This is a genomic window from Klebsiella sp. RHBSTW-00215, from assembly GCF_014103785.1.
Taxonomy (GTDB): Bacteria; Pseudomonadota; Gammaproteobacteria; order Enterobacterales; family Enterobacteriaceae; genus Klebsiella.
This window is the reverse complement of sequence record NZ_JABXQS010000001.1, coordinates 1,367,162-1,383,259: the sequence shown is the minus strand read 5'-3', so window position 1 is coordinate 1,383,259 and position 16,098 is coordinate 1,367,162. Positions and strand designations below refer to the sequence as shown.

Sequence of the window (16,098 nt, the reverse complement as noted above, 5' to 3'; positions counted from 1 at the left end):
GCAACGCCCGGCATTCTGACAAGGAGCCTGTTTGTATGTCCCGAGTTTCTCTTTCCTGGGTAGTGGTTCTCGGTTTACTCAGCGCCATTGGGCCCCTGTGTACCGACTTCTATCTGCCCGCGCTGCCGGAAATCACCCAACAGCTTAACGCCACCGGTACGCAGACCCAGCTGTCGCTGACCGCAGCGCTGATTGGCCTCGGCCTCGGTCAGCTGTTTTTTGGCCCGCTGAGCGACCGCATTGGCCGTAAAAAGCCGCTGGCGTTCTCGCTGCTACTGTTTATCTTCTCCTCGGCAATGTGTGCGATAACCTACGACATTCACATGCTGATCGCCTGGCGCTTTCTGCAAGGCTTCGCCGGAGCAGGTGGCTCGGTGCTGTCGCGCTCTATCGCCCGCGACCGCTATCAGGGAACCCTGCTGACCCAGTTTTTTGCCCTGCTGATGACCGTAAACGGCATCGCGCCGGTGCTTTCGCCGGTGCTCGGCGGCTGGATCATCACCGCTTTTGACTGGCGTATCCTGTTCTGGGCGATGGCGGCGATCGGCGTGGTATTACTGTTGCTCAGCCTGACTGTGCTGCACGAAACGCTGCCGGCAAAAAGCACCGCCTCGGTTACCCAGCCGCAGGACGATACCCCGGTGCTGAAAAACCGCCGCTTTATGCGCTACTGCCTGATTCAGGCCTTTATGATGGCCGGGTTGTTCTCGTATATCGGTTCATCCTCGTTCGTTATTCAGAGTGAATACGCCATGAGTGCGATGCAGTTCAGCCTGTTGTTCGGCCTTAACGGCATTGGGCTGATTATCGCGGCGCTGATCTTTTCCCGCCTGGCGCAGCGATTTAGCGCAGAAGCCCTGCTGCGCGGCGGCCAGCTGCTGGCGGTGACCTTTGCGGCAGTCACTCTGCTGTTTGCCTGGCTACAGCTGCCGACGCTGGCGCTGGTCGGTCTGTTCTTTACCGTCTCGATGATGAGCGGCATCAGCACCGTCGCCGGCGCGGAAGCGATGAATGCGATTAGCGCCCGCCAGTCCGGCACTGCATCGGCGCTGATGGGCACGCTGATGTTTGTGTTCGGCGGTATTGCCGCGCCGCTGTCTGGTTTGGGTGGTGAAACAATGCTGAAAATGAGCCTCGCGATGACCCTTTGCTATCTGGCCGCCCTGCTGATTGGCCTGAAAAAACCGCGCACTATTGAGTAAACTCTCCTGACGGTAATAAAAAATTCCACTTTTATTACCGCCATATTTCCCGCTACGACTGAAATCTCTTATTATTCATTCAACATCAATCGTGATAGCCTTCACATGAAAGGAATAATTAATTCCTTATACTGCCTGCCACTGTGAATAATGAGGTTCCTATGAATATCGACCTGAGCAAACTGCTGACCGAGCGCCGCAACGCCAATAGCGCCAACATTGATACCCTCTCCACCGAAGAGATGCTGACGGTGATTAACCAGGAAGACCAGCAGGTGGCTCACGCTATCACCCCTTATCTGGCGAAGATTGCCCAGGTGGTGGATAAAGTCGCGGCGGCGCTACAGGCTGGCGGGCGGCTAATTTATATCGGAGCGGGGACCTCCGGTCGTCTGGGGATCCTTGATGCCAGCGAATGTCCGCCGACCTTCGGCACTCGTCCGGAGCAGGTTGTCGGTATTATCGCTGGCGGCCATAAAGCGATTCTGAGCGCCGTGGAGAACGTCGAAGATAACAAAGCGCAAGGCGCGATGGACCTGCAGAACCTTAACTTTAGCAGCCGCGATGTACTGGTCGGCCTGGCCGCCAGCGGGCGCACCCCGTACGTGATTGGCGCGATGGAATATGCCCGCAGCCAGAGCGCTTTTGTCGCTATCGTTAGCTGCAACCCACATGGCGAAATGGCTCAACTGGCGGATGTTGCCATTACGCCGGTGGTCGGCCCGGAAGTTGTCACCGGTTCAAGTCGTCTGAAGGCCGGTACCGCGCAGAAGCTGGTACTGAATATGATTTCCACCGGGGCAATGATCCGCATCGGCAAGGTCTACAGCAACTTGATGGTGGACGTTGAAGCCACCAATGCCAAGCTTATTGAGCGCCAGGTTTCTATCGTCATGGAGGCCACCGAATGTGACCGTGCGACGGCGCAAAGCGCGCTGGATGCCTGCGGTCGCCACTGTAAAACGGCGATTGTGATGGTGCTGGCTGATTTAAGCGCCACGCAAGCCCAGGCGCTGCTGGCCAAAAACGACGGCTATATCCGCAAGGCGCTGAGCCACTCCTGACCGCTGACCAACAGGTAATCTGCAATGGCAAAAATAAATAAAGAGATGATAGTGCGGATCCTCAATCACGTTGGCGGAGCCGGAAACATAGCGCAAGCGGGAAACTGTATGACCCGACTGCGCCTGACCCTGCGCGATGAGTCGCGGGCCGATAGCGCCGCCATCCGTCAAATTGAGGGCGTGATGGGTGTTATCGTTAGCGATGAGCAGTTCCAGGTGGTGCTTGGCCCCGGAAAGGCGCAAACCGCAGCGGAAATGATGAACGCGTTACTGGAAGAGGCTCCGGCGGATGCGCCATCGCTGGCCGATGTGGCAGCAGAGAAAAAGCAGGCGCTGAAGAGTAAGCAAACCAGCGGTGTTCAGAAGTTTCTCGCCAAATTTGCCACCATTTTTACTCCGCTGATCCCCGGCTTTATTGCCGTTGGGTTGCTGCTGGGCTTTGCCACTCTGGCAGAACAGATGTTTGTGCTGGAAAACGCCCATCCGAACGCCACGGTGGTGGCGCTGATTGGCTACATGAAGGTGTTCAGCAAGGGAATGTTTACCTTCCTGAGCATCCTGATCGGCTATAACGCCCAGAAGGCGTTCGGCGGGTCCGGCGTTAACGGCGCGATTATCGCTGCGCTGTTTGTTCTCGGCTATAACCCCGAGGCCACCAGCGGATTCTATTCCGGGATCACCACCTTCTTCGGCCACGGTATCGATCCGCGTGGCAATATTATCGGCGTGCTGATCGCCTCAATTATTGGCGCATGGGTGGAAAGACAAGTGCGCCGGGTGATGCCCGCAAACCTCGATATGATCCTCACCTCAGCCGTAACGCTGCTGATTATGGGCGCGGTAACCTTTATCGTGATTATGCCTATCGGCGGCTGGTTGTTTACCGGAATGTCATGGTTATTCCTGCACCTCAACGGCAACCCGTTCGGCTCTGCGGTGCTGGCCGGTTTGTTCCTGCTGGCGGTGATGTTCGGCGTACATCAGGGCTTTGTGCCGGTCTATTTCGCCCTGGTGGATGCGCAAGGGTTTAACTCGCTGTTCCCGATTCTGGCGATGGCGGGGGCCGGGCAGGTGGGCGCTGCGCTGGCGCTGTTCTGGCGGGCAAAGCACGGCTCTTTGCTGCGTACCCAGATTAAAGGGGCGATTATTCCCGGCTTCCTCGGTATCGGCGAACCGCTGATTTACGGTGTGACGCTGCCGCGCATGAAGCCGTTTATCACTGCCTGCCTCGGCGGCGCCTGCGGCGGTTTCTTCCTCGGCCTGATTGCATGGCTGGGCCTGCCGGTTGGCCTCAATACCGTGTTCGGTCCTTCCGGTCTGGTGGCGCTGCCGCTGATGACCTCCGGCAGCGGAATTTACGCCGGAATGGCGGTATATGCTGCCGGGTTGGCGGTCTCTTATCTTTGTGGATTTGCCCTGACCTGGCTGTTTGGCAGTAAAAACGTTGATTTGAGCTAAGACGCGCGTCTGATGCATAACGGTTGAACGTTATTTAGCCCGCCTGATGAAAACCTGTTTTGAATATTGTGCCGCGTTTCTGCCGGGCGGCGGCTAACGCCTTGCCCGGCCTACAGGTGGTTTCGGATTGGAGATTGGAATTCCCCTGACTGGATACGTGGCTGATGTCATTCGCAGGTCGTGTAGGCCCGATCAGGCGTTAGCCGCCACCGGCAATTCCAACTGGCCTGCACCTTAATTAGCGATCCGATCAATGGTCCAACTACCATTTCCTGCCCCGCCGCCCGGACGCGCTCATGTTATGATGCCGCTTTTGCGATATTTCACTTGAGGGAAAGATGGGCTCCAGCAAAAAAGGGATGCTGAACGTACTAATAGCCGCCGTGCTGTGGGGCAGTTCCGGCGTCTGTGCGCAATATATTATGCAGCAAAGTCAGATGTCATCGCCGTTTCTGACCATGACGCGCCTGCTTTTCGCGGGTCTGATTCTTCTGATGCTCTCGTTCGTTCATGGCGACAAAATATTTCGCGTTCTGCAAAACCGCAAAGATGCGATTAGCCTGCTGATCTTCTCGCTGTTCGGCGCGCTCACCGTGCAGTACACCTTCCTGATGACTATCGAGAAATCCAACGCCGCCACCGCGACGGTACTGCAGTTCCTGTCGCCGACGATTATCGTCGCCTGGTTTGCTATCGCCCGAAAAACACGCCCCAGTCCGCTGGTGCTGGCGGCTATCGGTACCTCGCTGGCGGGTACTTTCCTGCTGGTCACCCATGGCAACCCGACAACGCTGTCGATTTCCCCCGCCGCGTTATTCTGGGGTATCGCCTCGGCGTTTGCTGCCGCCTTCTACACCACTTATCCTTCAACGCTGATTGCCCGCTACGGCACGCTGCCGATCGTCGGCTGGAGCATGCTGCTCGGCGGCGCGATGTTATTGCCGTTTTACGCCGGTCAGGACAACCATTTTGTGGTTAACGGCAGCCTGCTGCTGGCATTTTTCTATCTGGTGGTTATCGGTACGTCGCTGACCTTCAGCCTCTACCTGAACGGCGCGCAGAAGATTGGCGGCGCAAAGGCGGGTATTCTTAGCTGCGCAGAGCCGCTGAGTAGCGCCTTGCTCTCTTTGCTACTGCTTGGCATTACGTTTACCCTACCGGACTGGCTGGGCACGCTGTTGATTCTCTCGTCGGTGGTGCTGATCGCCATGGATTCGCGGCGTAGAGTTAAAACGGCCTGACGATTATCTGGATGAGGATGCGGTGGCCTGAGTTTGCAGCATCTTCATATCGTCATCCGATAGTTGGCAAACAACTCTTACCAGCTCGCGCTCAAACCCCTGCTCCAGACATGAACGAGCAATACGTAACGCCTCTTCTCGTTTACCTTCCTGAAATTCTTCATAAAAATACAGGTATAATTCCAATAGATATCCCAGTAAATACTCTTGTTGTAACTCCTGTGGTATATCTTCCAGCCGTAGCCTCTCTACAATCGTCATTAATTTTCCCCCATCTTGAGGGATGCATCCTGGAATGCATTCAGATCGTCATCCGATAGCCCGATAGTCATCCGTACCAGCTCGCGCTCAAACCCCTGATCCAGAAATAAACAGGCAATACGTAACGCTTCTTCTTGTCTACCCTCCTGTCTACCTTCTTGTTTACCTTCTAACTTGCCCTCTTGTCTCCCTTCCTGCCGTAGTCTTTCCGCAATGGTCATCAGTGTCTCCTTATGTTGAGGAACGCGCCGTGCGGCCTCGTGAAGAAACTCATCAAAACGAGGCGCATCTCCACACTGCAGCATGTAATTAAACAGCGCTTTCATCTGGCTGTCATTAGCGCAACCTTTAACCAACAGCTCCGCTAACTTTTCCACCAGGCCAAGTAAATCACGCTGGCGGATATGCTTTTGGATCAGTTCCAGCAGCGCTATGCGACGGTGCTGCATGATTTCGTCATCCGGCACCACAGTGATATCCACCAGCGGGAAAGCGGCGGCATAGAGCTGACGCGCGGTAATTGCATCGGCAAACTCATCCAGCCAGCACGTCGGAATAGCTGGCGCGTAAATACGCCGCGCACCTGCGTATAAACGACTTTGCTTGCCGCTTCGGGATATAAAGCACGGGAATTGAAAAAGATGCATTTTTGCGGAAACCTGCACGCAAAATTAATATCCAGGGAATGCGTCTATAGTTAGAGGAAGGCTTTAATAAAAATAAGGATATCCGTGATGAAAAGAATGAGTATTACGCTGTCGTTGGCTATCTGCTTGGCGCTATCTGCCGTGGCAACAGCCGCACCGCTCTCCGGACTAAAGTTTGAGCAACAAAAGCAGCAGATAGTGAAGGATGTGAGGAAAAGCTGCCCTGCCAGTAGTGGTCTGGACGATACAACGTTTGCCAATCGCGTACTGGAATCAGCAGAGAATAAGACCGCAGTACAAAGCGCAGCGCTGGCGCTGGATAAAAACAATAGCGCCGCCTATCAGAAAGCGATCGGCGGCATTCAGTGCCCGACGCAGTAGCGCCCGCGGCGAAGCGTTGTAATCAGCGGTTCGGAATAATCAAATCCCCGCGCAGCGGGCTGCTGCCGAGCATTTGCGTTTTTTCGGTCAGCCAGCTGACGATCCGACTCGCCATTGCGTCCATTGAATATTCAATCGCCGGGATGGTCGGAATACCGGGTAGCTGTAACGAGCCAGCAAGGCTAAACACCATCACTTTTTCTGGCACTGCGCGATTGAATGCCTGCAACTGTGGGACCACCAGCTGCGCCTGCTGCTCGTTTGCCACCAGCAATGCATTGAAATTCAGCGTGGTTGCGTTGTTTACCAACTCCTGCACCGCCACGGAAGGCGAATGGCTGTCGAGAAAGATCAGGTTGCGATTAAACGGCAGGAAACTCTTTTCCAGAGCGTGCTTGTAGCCAAGCAGCACCTGATCGGCAAAACCGCTGCCCTGCGGATGGATCAGCGCAATCTGTCGCCGCCCCTGGCTTATCAAATAGTTACAGGCTGTTTCCGCCGCAAAGGCGTGGTCAAAATGAATGCTGTTCACACCTTCGCTTTCCAGGCAGTCAATCAGCACCACGTCAGGCCGGTCGATATTTAGCGGAAACCGTGCACCAATAATCAATACATCATCGCAAAGGCCGCAGGTCAGCTCTTCGAGTGAATGCATCACCCTGCCGCGGGAATTTGCGAAACGCAGCAGTAGATGTTTCTGGTGCTGGCTGAGCTGTTTTTCCAGGGCATAGAGGTAGCTGGTGGTTTGATTAATATTGTCCTGAGCGCAAATTACGCCAATGCAGCCGGTGGTTTGACTAAGCAAAGATTGCGCAATCATATTTGGCCGATAGTTAAGTTCTTCCGCCGCTTGTAACACCGCCTGTCGGCTGGCTTCCTTCACCCCGCGCGAACCACTCAACACCCGAGAGACTGTGGCTTTCGATACCCCAGCTAAGCGTGATACATCATTGATTGTAGACATCATTTTCCCCTGACAGGGCCAGTCCGATCCCTGTAAATCCCTGGACCTGAATCGCTTCAATAATAACCAGCTGCAGTATATCCGTTTCCGTTTTTATTTGGAAACCGATTCTCCGTTTCATGGAAAAACGTAGCAAAAACCACAGGAATATGTGAGCCAAATCTAATTAATCAGCCCTATAGCTGACAGATCTTGACGGTTATCACAGTTCTGTTTTTATAAATGGAAACCGGTTTCCGTCTGATATCAAATCATCCACGCAATAACTTTTTACATTTTGAGGATGGTCGTCGATGTACAAGATTATGCTGTGCTGCTCTGCCGGGATGTCCACCAGTATGCTGGTCAGAAAGATGGTCGATGTCGCAAAGGAACGTAACCTGCCGGTGCAGATTGACGCCTATGGCGTTTCCGAATTTGACATGCAGTTTCCACAGTACCAGGTGGTGCTTCTTGGCCCCCAGGTGAAATACATGCTGAAAACTTTATCTGAGAAAGCCGCTTCCCTGAATATTCCGGTCCAGCCAATCAATACCATGGACTACGGGATGCAGCGGGGAGATAACGTCCTGGATTATGCTCTGTCGCTGATAGAAGCGGCGCATTAAGAGGTGTGCAAATGAGTTCTCTGTATCAGTCCATGATTGCCGTGATCGAGCAATCAATTACACCGCTGGCAGGACGCCTTGGGCAGCAGAAATACGTTATCGCCATTCGCGATGGCTTCACTGCCGCATTGCCGTTTATGATCATCGGCTCTTTCATGCTGGTATTTATCTTCCCTCCTTTTTCGCCGGATACCACCAACGGTTTCGCCCGCGGCTGGCTGGATTTCTCCCAACAATATCGCGAACAGCTGATGCTGCCGTTTAACCTCAGCATGGGCGTGATGACGTTCTTTATCTCTGTCGGTATTGGCGCCAGCCTGGGACGCCAGTTCCAGCTCGACCCGGTAATGTCCGGTCTGCTGGCGTTTATGGCCTTTTTACTGGTTGCCGCGCCGTATGCGGATGGCAAAATCTCCACTCAGTATCTCTCTGGTCAGGGTATCTTCACTGCCTTGATCACCGCGATTTATTCCACCCGCGTTTACGCCTGGCTGAAGCAGAACAACATCACCATTCGTCTGCCGAAAGAGGTGCCGACCGGCGTTGCGCGCTCGTTTGAAATCCTCATCCCGGTGCTGGTGGTGATAGCGACGCTGCATCCGCTGAACCTGTTTATCGAAGCGCAGACCGGGATGATCCTGCCGCAGGCGATTATGCATCTGCTGGAGCCGCTGGTTTCCGCCTCTGACTCCCTGCCAGCGATTCTGCTTTCCGTCCTGATGTGCCAGATTTTCTGGTTTGCCGGGATCCACGGTTCGCTGATTGTCACCGGAATTATGAACCCGTTCTGGATGGCCAACCTGTCGGCAAACCAGGCGGCGCTGGCGGCTGGTGCAGCTCTGCCCCACGTCTATCTGCAAGGTTTCTGGGACCACTACCTGCTAATCGGCGGTGTCGGTTCCACGCTCCCGCTGGCGTTCCTGCTGCTGCGTAGCCGCGTGGCGCACCTGCGTACCATTGGCAAAATGGGCGTCGTACCCAGCTTCTTTAATATCAACGAGCCGATTCTGTTCGGTGCGCCGATTATCATGAACCCGATGATGTTTATCCCGTTTGTCTTCGTGCCGATGATCAACGCCGTGCTGGCTTACGGCGCGACGCGTCTCGGCTGGCTGAGCCAGGTCGTTTCCCTGACCCCATGGACAACGCCAGCTCCCATTGGCGCATCGTGGGCTGCCAACTGGACCTTAAGCCCGGTGGTCATGTGCGTGATTTGTATGGTGATGTCGGCGGTTATCTATCTGCCATTCCTGCGCGCTTATGAACGCTCCTTAATGAAAACTGAAGTCGAAAAAGCAAAAAACTCGGCACCGGTTGCTGAAACCGTCAGCTAATAATTAAAAGAATATATTTTTAAGATGACAGCGTAAATAATGCAGAAAAAGGACTTTCACCACATTATTTAAATAATAAAGTTAATGATCTCAGGACATAACATGATTGAATTAGAAGATGCGGTAATGGAAATTATCGTCAACGCGGGACAGTCACGCTCATTATGTTTTGAAGCGCTTCATTGTGCCCGTAGCGGTAATATAGATGAAGCGCGGTTGCTCCTTAATGAGGCCGATGGTTATGCCCGCCGGGCGCACCAGATGCAAACCCAGCTTATCGAGCAGGACGCGGGAGAAGGGCGTCAGCCGATGACGCTGATTATGGTGCACGCCCAGGACCATCTGATGAATTCTCTGCTGGCTCGCGAATTTTCAGAAGAGATTATTCATCTGTATCAACGTTAATATATAACTCAATAGTACCCTAAATAAGTATCACCAGCTTATCCTGGCGGGATAGCTATTATCTGAATATATGAATTATTAAAAGCGAGATAATTATGAAAACTGTAAAAATGCTGCCATTAGCCATGGCGGTCGTCGCCGCGCTGTGCCCAATTTCCGTATTAGCACAAGATTTTACTCAGGAACAAATTGACGCCATTGTGGCTAAAGCCGTCGATAAAGCGCTGGCCGACCGTCAGGCTAAGATGGACGCCGCCGCCGCGAAAAAGGTGGATCTGGAGACCAACCCGCAAACCGCCGCACAATCGCCGGATATGGCGGTTCCGTTCGGGCTGAAGTTTAGCGGTTACGCCCGCTACGGCGCGCAATTCCAGACCGGCGATCAGAAATTTGTTGGCGTGGATGGCTCTTATAACGGCGCGTCGGCAATCGGTCGTCTGGGTAACGAAGGCAACGGCGGCGAATTCCAGATAACTAAAGCCTTTAAGAGCAGCCAAGGGGCTATCTGGGATATCAACGTGATGTTCGACCACTGGAGTGACGAAGTTAACCTGAAAAAAGCCTACGTTGGCGTGACCAACGTGCTGGAATCCAACCCTAATGCCTATATCTGGGCAGGCCGCGACTTCCATCAACGTCCGCAACAGGGGATCAACGACTACTTCTGGATGAACCACGACGGCCAGGGCGCCGGGGTGAAAAACTTCGATATCGGTGGCGTACAGTTTGACGTGGCGGCGGTCTCGCAGGTGGAGTCCTGTAGCCCGGAAGTGATGGCCGATGAGGCTAACCCATCGCGTATCACCTGTACCGGTGGCTCTGGCACTGGCGATGATGGTCACTATGCGCTGACCACCAAAACTCACAATATCAAAGCGGGCCCGATCGATGTTGAGGTCTACGCCAACTACGGCTTTGATTCAAAAGCGGTGGATAACAACGAGCAGCTCGATGCCTGGCAGGGCGGCCTGCTGTTAAGCCACACCAACAGCGATGACAGCGGCGTGAATAAGGTTATCCTGCGCTACTCTGATAACTCGGATAACAGCGTTTACAACAAAACGGACGGGTTGACCGCTATCTATGCCAGCTTCGAAGGCAACTATAAGTTTACCCAGCAGGCGCAGATCGAATATCTGCTGGCCTTCCACGACTATGACAACAGCAAGGACGACACCGACAACCGTAAAAACTACGGTGCGATTGTCCGTCCAATGTACTTCTGGAACGATGTGCATTCGACCTGGCTGGAAGCAGGTTACCAGCGCGTTGATTACGATCAGGGCGGAGACAACCATGGCTGGAAGCTGACGCTGTCGCAGAACATTGCGATCGGTATGGGGCCAGAGTTCCGCCCAATGCTGCGTTTCTACGTGACCGGCGGTCAGGTGGATAACAAGCGCACTGCGAAGGTCAACGGCACCAAAGACGATCAGCTGGATTCGCTGAACGTTGGCGGCATGTTTGAAGCGTGGTTCTAAGCGAGTGAAGCAGTCCCGGGTCATGGCATGAATGCCTGACCCGGCGACTTATTCCCGGAGGCGGCGCTTGACGCACCTGTCCGGGCTACCAAACCAGCAGACTGCTCGATCCCGTAGCCCGATCAAACAGCAGTGCTACCGGGGGATTTTCGCAGCGAAAAGATCAGAACGCGGTTTTTGAGAAGCCGGTCATCTCTTTGAGGCCCATTTCGCGACCCAGAGCGGTCATCGGGTGGACAAGAACCAGCCCGCGCACGCTTTTTTTGAGTTTGCCAATATCGGCCTGCTCTTTTTTGGTGATGGCGCGACGGTGCGGCAGGCTCATCAGTTTCTGCGCTTCTTTGCTCAGTTTTTGACCCTGAACTTCGCGCAGGCGAACAAGCTCCGCTTCAATGGTGGTTTTTTCTTTTTCCAGCTCGGCGTACTTGTCTGCGGCTTCAACCAGCGACAGGTTGGCCTGCTGGTGACGGATGGCGTCGAGACGGTCGCTCAGACGCTTAATTTCACTTTTTTCGACTTCTTTCATGGTGGTTTAATCTATTAAGAAATGGGCGTTATCAGACTATAGTATGTGCTGTCGCTTCCGTTGTGGGTAGCTATTTATCAAAACGTCACGACTTTCCCCGCAATAACAATCGCCGTGAGTAATTATAATGATTTGAATATTATACGGATTTTCCACCAGAGTGGGTGAATGTTCATTTCTGTGAAGCCCGTCGGCCATTAAGCACGTTTTCCTCATCTAAATCCCTTCTTTTGGCTAATTCTTAACAAGATGATCCCCGAGCAGAGGAGAGCGTGATGGCGAAAATCGGCGACGGTGTACCGCGTATTATTGATAAGGCCGTAGATTTTATGGCTTCAAGCCAGGCTTTTATGGAATATCTAAAAAAGTCCCCGCGTTTGCAGCATATACCGCAAGACATTCCGGCGGACAAAGAGGAGCTGTTTCTGCGTCGTCTGGAGTATTATCGGCAGCTTTATCAGCCGACGTGTGACCAGCAAGAGGCCGAATCAGAGCGTTGATTTTTGAAAGGCTTTTTTTAAGCTGATTTTAGAAATCAGCTCGGTCAGAGACAGCATCATTGTTGAACGTACAACCTGCTGGTAGCGCAGTTTCTGCATTGCCAGCAGTTCCGCATCGCTATCGTCGAATAGCGGCATCGGCGGCAGCGCAGCGACGCAGTGCAGCTCGCCAAACGGTCCGAGAATCTCATCGTCGGTAAAGCTGTACTCATTACCATCGTGGTTCAACTCTTCGCGCAGGGCCATTAGCAGCTCGGCGTCTTCGTATTCGGCGCGACTGATCACCCCGAGGCCATAAATCAGCTTCAGGCGTACAGAAAGGTCACCCAGCGGCCCCTCGCCGTCTAGCAAGGGCTCCACTGCGTATTTCACCGCATAGTCGTCTTTACGGAACACCTGAAGCACCAGGATATTGACCGCTTCCGTCAGCAGTTCAACGGTAGCGATCAGGAAGCTTCTTACGGTTTTGCCAGCATTCAGACGCTCAAGCACACGGTTTTCAAATGCCTGTGTTTCTTCCATTATTGCCTGCATATCTGACAGGAGTAGTAATGGGCGCGGTTCGGACCGCGCCAGATCTTGCCTCATTTGGTGGCGTTATAGTCGTTAACAGCTTCCGCCACCACATCGCTTGCCGCGTCCAGACCTGAAATCTGCGCCAGCGCGGCCTGAGGGCCTTTTTCTGCAATCAACGTCGCCAGCTCTTGCGCCTGCGGATCTTCTTCGCTGCGGAAGTGCATCGCCGCAGCGATCCCTTTCACCAGGTTCAGATGCGGCAGGCCGTATTCCAGCGTACCAAGCAGCGGCTTAATTAAACGATCGCCCGCACTCAGTTTGCGCAGCGGCTGACGGCCAACGCGCTCAACGTCATCTTTCAAATACGGGTTCTCGAAACGACCAATAATCTTCTGGATATAGGCTGCGTGTTTCTGTGCATCAAAGGCATAACGTTTGATCAGCACCGCGCCGCTCTCTTCCATGGCCCCTTTAACTACCGCGCGGATTTTCTCATCGAGAATCGCATCGCGAATCGTCTGGTGACCCGCCAGTTTTCCGAGGTAGGCGGTTATAGCATGTCCGGTGTTTAAGGTGAATAGCTTACGCTCGACAAATGCCATCAGGTTATCGGTTAATTCCATTCCTGGGATATTCGGCAGCTCGCCTTTAAACTGGGTCTTGTCGACAATCCACTCGCTAAAGGTTTCCACGGTCACTTCCAGCGGGTCGTGAGTGGCGGAAGCGGATGGCGGAACGATGCGGTCAACGGCGGAATCTACGAAGCCGACGTTGGCTTCAACCCAGGCTTTATCTTCTTCAGCCAGAGCGTTAAAAACGTGGCCTTTGAGCTGAGTCGTGCCGCGGACCATGTTTTCGCAGGCGATAATATTCAGCGGGGCTGTAATGCCCTGCGCTTTGCGTTTAGCCAGACCTTTAGCAATGGCCGGAGCAATGCGCTCCAGCACAACTGGGCCGACGGCGGTAGTGACCAGGTCAACGCTGGCAATCAGCTCAACGACTTCATCACCGATGCTGCTGACGGCATCGACGCCGGAAACGGTATCAACCTGCTCATTTTCGCCGACCACGTGAACCTGATAGCTATGACGGGCATTCAGGGCATCAAGCACAACCTGATTTACATCCGCAAACGTCAGCTTTATCCCCGCGTCTGCCAGCAGTTTGCCGATAAAGCCACGACCGATATTACCTGCGCCAAAATGTAATGCTTTCATAGTATTAACCTTCAATTAATGTTTTTACCTGAGAGGGCTGGGGTGAGGCTTTTCCCTCACCCTAACCCTCTCCCAAAGGGAGAGGGAATAGACTGTGCCTGTTATTTATTCAGTAGCGCCAGGACCTCTTCGACGCTGGTGGTTTTGGTCAGACGCTCAATCACTGACTCATCGTCCAGTGCGTTGGTCAGGCTGGTAATCACCTGAATGTGCTCGTTATTGCGAGCAGCGATACCGATGACCAGACGAGCGACCTCATCCTCTTCTTCACCAAAGCGCACGCCTTCCGGATACTGGCAGAACACGATGCCGGTTTTCAGGACGCGATCTTTAGCTTCGATGGTGCCGTGCGGTACCGCGATGGACTCACCCAGGTAGGTCGAAGTCAGTTTTTCGCGGTCCAGCATTGCCTGGACATATTCCGGCTCAACGTAGCCGCCTTTCACCAATTGCTCACCGGCAAACACAATCGCTTCTTCCTTGGTGGCCGCTTTACGACCGAGGAAGATATTCTCTGCACCGAGTTTGAACAGGTTAGTGTCAGCCGCATCAAAGCTGTCTTTCAGACTGTCGCGGACTTTCTCTTCGTTATCAGTGTGGCGCTGCGCCGCAACCAGACGTTCGGTCAGGCTGGAGTACAGACCGCTGTCGAGGAAGTTGGTCAGCGAAATATGCTGCGCCTGCGGTACCTGACGCATCGCACGCTCGGTCAGGTCGCGGTGGGTGATGACCAGGTCAACATCCGGCGGCAGGTTGTTAATCGCACAGTTAGTGACGGAGATATTGCTCAGACCGGCATCCTGTACTTTCTTACGCAGCACGCCTGCACCCATGGCGCTGGAACCCATACCGGCGTCGCAAGCCACGATGATTTTACGCACGTGGCTCAGGTCGTTAGCGACATCGCCAGCGGCCAGCGGAGTGGCTGCGCCTTTGGACTGTGCTTTCATATCCTGCATGCGACGGGTCGCTGCATCGATATCGTCTTCTTCTTTAACCTTGCTGGTTTTCAGCAGAACGGCTGAAACTACGAAGGAAACGGCCATCGCAGCCACAATCGCGGCGATGTTAGCGAAGTAGGCACCTTTCGGCGTCATCGCCAGCACGGCCAGGATAGAACCCGGAGAGGCTGGAGAAACCAGACCGCCGTTAAGGATAGTCAGGGTGAATACGCCGGTCATACCGCCGAGGATAACCGCCAGAATCAGGCGCGGGTTCATCAGCACGTACGGGAAGTAGATTTCGTGAATACCGCCGAGGAAGTGGATAATTGCCGCACCGCCCGCAGACTGTTTAGCGCTACCGCGACCAAAGAACATGTATGCCAGCAGAACGCCCATACCCGGACCCGGGTTAGCTTCAATCAGGAAGAAGATCGATTTGCCAAGGTCATGCGACTGCTGAATACCCAGCGGCGAGAAGATACCGTGGTTGATGGCGTTGTTGAGGAACAGGATTTTCGCTGGTTCAACAAAGATGGACGCCAGCGGCAGCATGTCGTGGACAACCATGAAGTTAACGCCTGCCGCCAGAATTTTGGACAGGACTTCAACTGCAGGACCAATGCCGAGGAACGCCAGGATGGCGAGGATCATCCCGATGATGCCGGCAGAGAAGTTGTTCACCAGCATTTCGAAGCCGGATTTGATTTTGCCATCAACCCAGACGTCAAAACGTTTAATCGCCCAGCCGCCTAGCGGACCGGCAATCATTGCACCGAGGAACATCGGCATATCTGCGCCGACGATCACGCCCATGGTGGTAATTGCGCCGACCACGCCGCCGCGCTCGCCGCCAATCAGCTTACCGCCGGTATAACCGATCAGCAGCGGCAGCAGATAGGTGATCATCGGACCAACCAGCTTCGCCAGCGTTTCGTTCGGTAACCATCCTGTCGGAATGAATAATGCGGTGATAATACCCCACGCGATAAACGCGCCGATATTTGGCATCACCATGTTGCTGAGGAAACGACCAAAGCTTTGCACTTTGATCTTGATATCGGATGACATAAAACACCCCTTCTTCTGTTTTTGCTATCGGCAGGCTGAAAGCCCGAGGCTCGTTGTTAATGTGGCGGCAGAGGTAGCCGGACCCTGTTTGATAGTGCGAAATCTGGCACTGAATCGTTAAGCTGTCCAGTCGCTGGACTTTTATGTGATACAGATCACATGAATATAGGTGGCTGGTAGGTGTATGTAGTGATCGTTGTCACAAAATGTATGTGTAAAAAAACAACAACTGGGCATTTTCGAGGCAATTAAGGGGTTTTGTGTGATGCATGTCACATATT

The 16,098-nt window shown here is 53.7% G+C and carries 16 protein-coding genes and 1 pseudogene; 10 read left to right on the top strand and 7 right to left on the bottom strand.

The genetic code is table 11. From position 1 onward, the window contains the following. Positions 1-35 precede the first annotated feature (35 nt). The 4 genes from HV127_RS06655 to HV127_RS06640 all read left to right on the top strand — a co-directional run bounded on the left by HV127_RS06655 (position 36) and on the right by HV127_RS06640 (position 4,965). Positions 36-1,202, top strand: a complete 1,167-nt coding sequence (locus tag HV127_RS06655; protein WP_182235388.1) for a multidrug effflux MFS transporter — start codon at positions 36-38, stop codon at positions 1,200-1,202. Positions 1,203-1,363: 161 nt separating this feature from the next. After that, positions 1,364-2,266, top strand: a complete 903-nt coding sequence (gene murQ, locus HV127_RS06650; protein ID WP_182235387.1) for an N-acetylmuramic acid 6-phosphate etherase — start codon at positions 1,364-1,366, stop codon at positions 2,264-2,266. 24 nt (positions 2,267-2,290) lie between these two features. After that, on the top strand, positions 2,291-3,724 hold the full coding sequence (gene murP, locus HV127_RS06645; RefSeq protein ID WP_182235386.1) for a PTS N-acetylmuramic acid transporter subunit IIBC: 1,434 nt from the start codon (positions 2,291-2,293) through the stop codon (positions 3,722-3,724). A gap of 338 nt (positions 3,725-4,062) precedes the next feature. Next, positions 4,063-4,965 carry a carboxylate/amino acid/amine transporter gene (locus HV127_RS06640; RefSeq protein ID WP_181484352.1) on the top strand — a complete coding sequence of 301 codons (903 nt, stop codon included), beginning with the start codon at positions 4,063-4,065 and terminating at the stop codon, positions 4,963-4,965. A 3-nt stretch (positions 4,966-4,968) separates the two neighbouring features. On the opposite strand, the gene HV127_RS06635 is transcribed toward HV127_RS06640, so the two are convergent. Together HV127_RS06635 and HV127_RS06630 are read right to left on the bottom strand one after the other, a co-directional pair. Then, positions 4,969-5,226 carry a hypothetical protein gene (locus HV127_RS06635; protein WP_182235385.1) on the bottom strand — a complete coding sequence of 86 codons (258 nt, stop codon included), beginning with the start codon at positions 5,224-5,226 and terminating at the stop codon, positions 4,969-4,971. Further along, positions 5,226-5,816 (bottom strand): annotated as a pseudogene (locus tag HV127_RS06630) (Rpn family recombination-promoting nuclease/putative transposase); the annotation flags it as partial. The gene HV127_RS06635 and the pseudogene HV127_RS06630, both read right to left, overlap by 1 nt. Positions 5,817-5,960: 144 nt before the next feature. On the opposite strand from HV127_RS06630, the gene HV127_RS06625 reads away from it, so the two are divergent. Then, complete coding sequence (locus HV127_RS06625) at positions 5,961-6,254, top strand: YicS family protein (protein ID WP_182235384.1); 294 nt, start codon at positions 5,961-5,963, stop codon at positions 6,252-6,254. 22 nt (positions 6,255-6,276) lie between these two features. Here the strand turns inward: HV127_RS06625 and HV127_RS06620 are convergent, their stop codons facing one another. Beyond that, complete coding sequence (locus HV127_RS06620; protein WP_182240580.1) at positions 6,277-7,218, bottom strand: LacI family DNA-binding transcriptional regulator; 942 nt, start codon at positions 7,216-7,218, stop codon at positions 6,277-6,279. 293 nt (positions 7,219-7,511) lie between these two features. On the opposite strand from HV127_RS06620, the gene HV127_RS06615 reads away from it, so the two are divergent. The 4 genes from HV127_RS06615 to HV127_RS06600 all read left to right on the top strand — a co-directional run bounded on the left by HV127_RS06615 (position 7,512) and on the right by HV127_RS06600 (position 11,046). Further along, a complete protein-coding gene (locus HV127_RS06615; protein ID WP_085045337.1) occupies positions 7,512-7,826 on the top strand; it encodes a PTS sugar transporter subunit IIB in 315 nt (104 codons plus the stop codon). A gap of 11 nt (positions 7,827-7,837) precedes the next feature. Then, a complete protein-coding gene (locus HV127_RS06610) occupies positions 7,838-9,160 on the top strand; it encodes a PTS sugar transporter subunit IIC (protein WP_182235383.1) in 1,323 nt (440 codons plus the stop codon). 102 nt (positions 9,161-9,262) lie between these two features. After that, on the top strand, positions 9,263-9,565 hold the full coding sequence (locus HV127_RS06605; protein ID WP_182235382.1) for a PTS lactose/cellobiose transporter subunit IIA: 303 nt from the start codon (positions 9,263-9,265) through the stop codon (positions 9,563-9,565). 95 nt (positions 9,566-9,660) lie between these two features. Continuing rightward, the gene (locus HV127_RS06600; RefSeq protein WP_182235381.1) at positions 9,661-11,046 is read left to right on the top strand and encodes a carbohydrate porin; all 1,386 of its coding nucleotides are present in this window, start codon (positions 9,661-9,663) and stop codon (positions 11,044-11,046) included. A gap of 163 nt (positions 11,047-11,209) precedes the next feature. Here the strand turns inward: HV127_RS06600 and HV127_RS06595 are convergent, their stop codons facing one another. Then, complete coding sequence (locus tag HV127_RS06595) at positions 11,210-11,572, bottom strand: YibL family ribosome-associated protein (protein WP_182235380.1); 363 nt, start codon at positions 11,570-11,572, stop codon at positions 11,210-11,212. Between the two features lie 275 nt (positions 11,573-11,847). On the opposite strand from HV127_RS06595, the gene HV127_RS06590 reads away from it, so the two are divergent. Continuing rightward, positions 11,848-12,072 carry a hypothetical protein gene (locus tag HV127_RS06590; RefSeq protein ID WP_182235379.1) on the top strand — a complete coding sequence of 75 codons (225 nt, stop codon included), beginning with the start codon at positions 11,848-11,850 and terminating at the stop codon, positions 12,070-12,072. Here HV127_RS06590 and mtlR read toward each other — a convergent pair. From mtlR to HV127_RS06575, 3 genes are all read right to left on the bottom strand, one after another. Then, positions 12,061-12,660, bottom strand: coding sequence for a mannitol operon repressor MtlR (gene mtlR / locus HV127_RS06585; protein ID WP_181484358.1), 600 nt, complete (start codon positions 12,658-12,660; stop codon positions 12,061-12,063). The two genes, HV127_RS06590 and mtlR, sit on opposite strands and share 12 nt — an antisense overlap. Next, on the bottom strand, positions 12,657-13,805 hold the full coding sequence (gene mtlD, locus HV127_RS06580) for a mannitol-1-phosphate 5-dehydrogenase (RefSeq protein WP_182235378.1): 1,149 nt from the start codon (positions 13,803-13,805) through the stop codon (positions 12,657-12,659). Before mtlD ends, mtlR begins: the two co-directional genes overlap by 4 nt. A 101-nt stretch (positions 13,806-13,906) precedes the next feature. After that, positions 13,907-15,817, bottom strand: coding sequence for a PTS mannitol transporter subunit IICBA (locus tag HV127_RS06575; protein ID WP_182235377.1), 1,911 nt, complete (start codon positions 15,815-15,817; stop codon positions 13,907-13,909). Positions 15,818-16,098 lie beyond the last annotated feature (281 nt).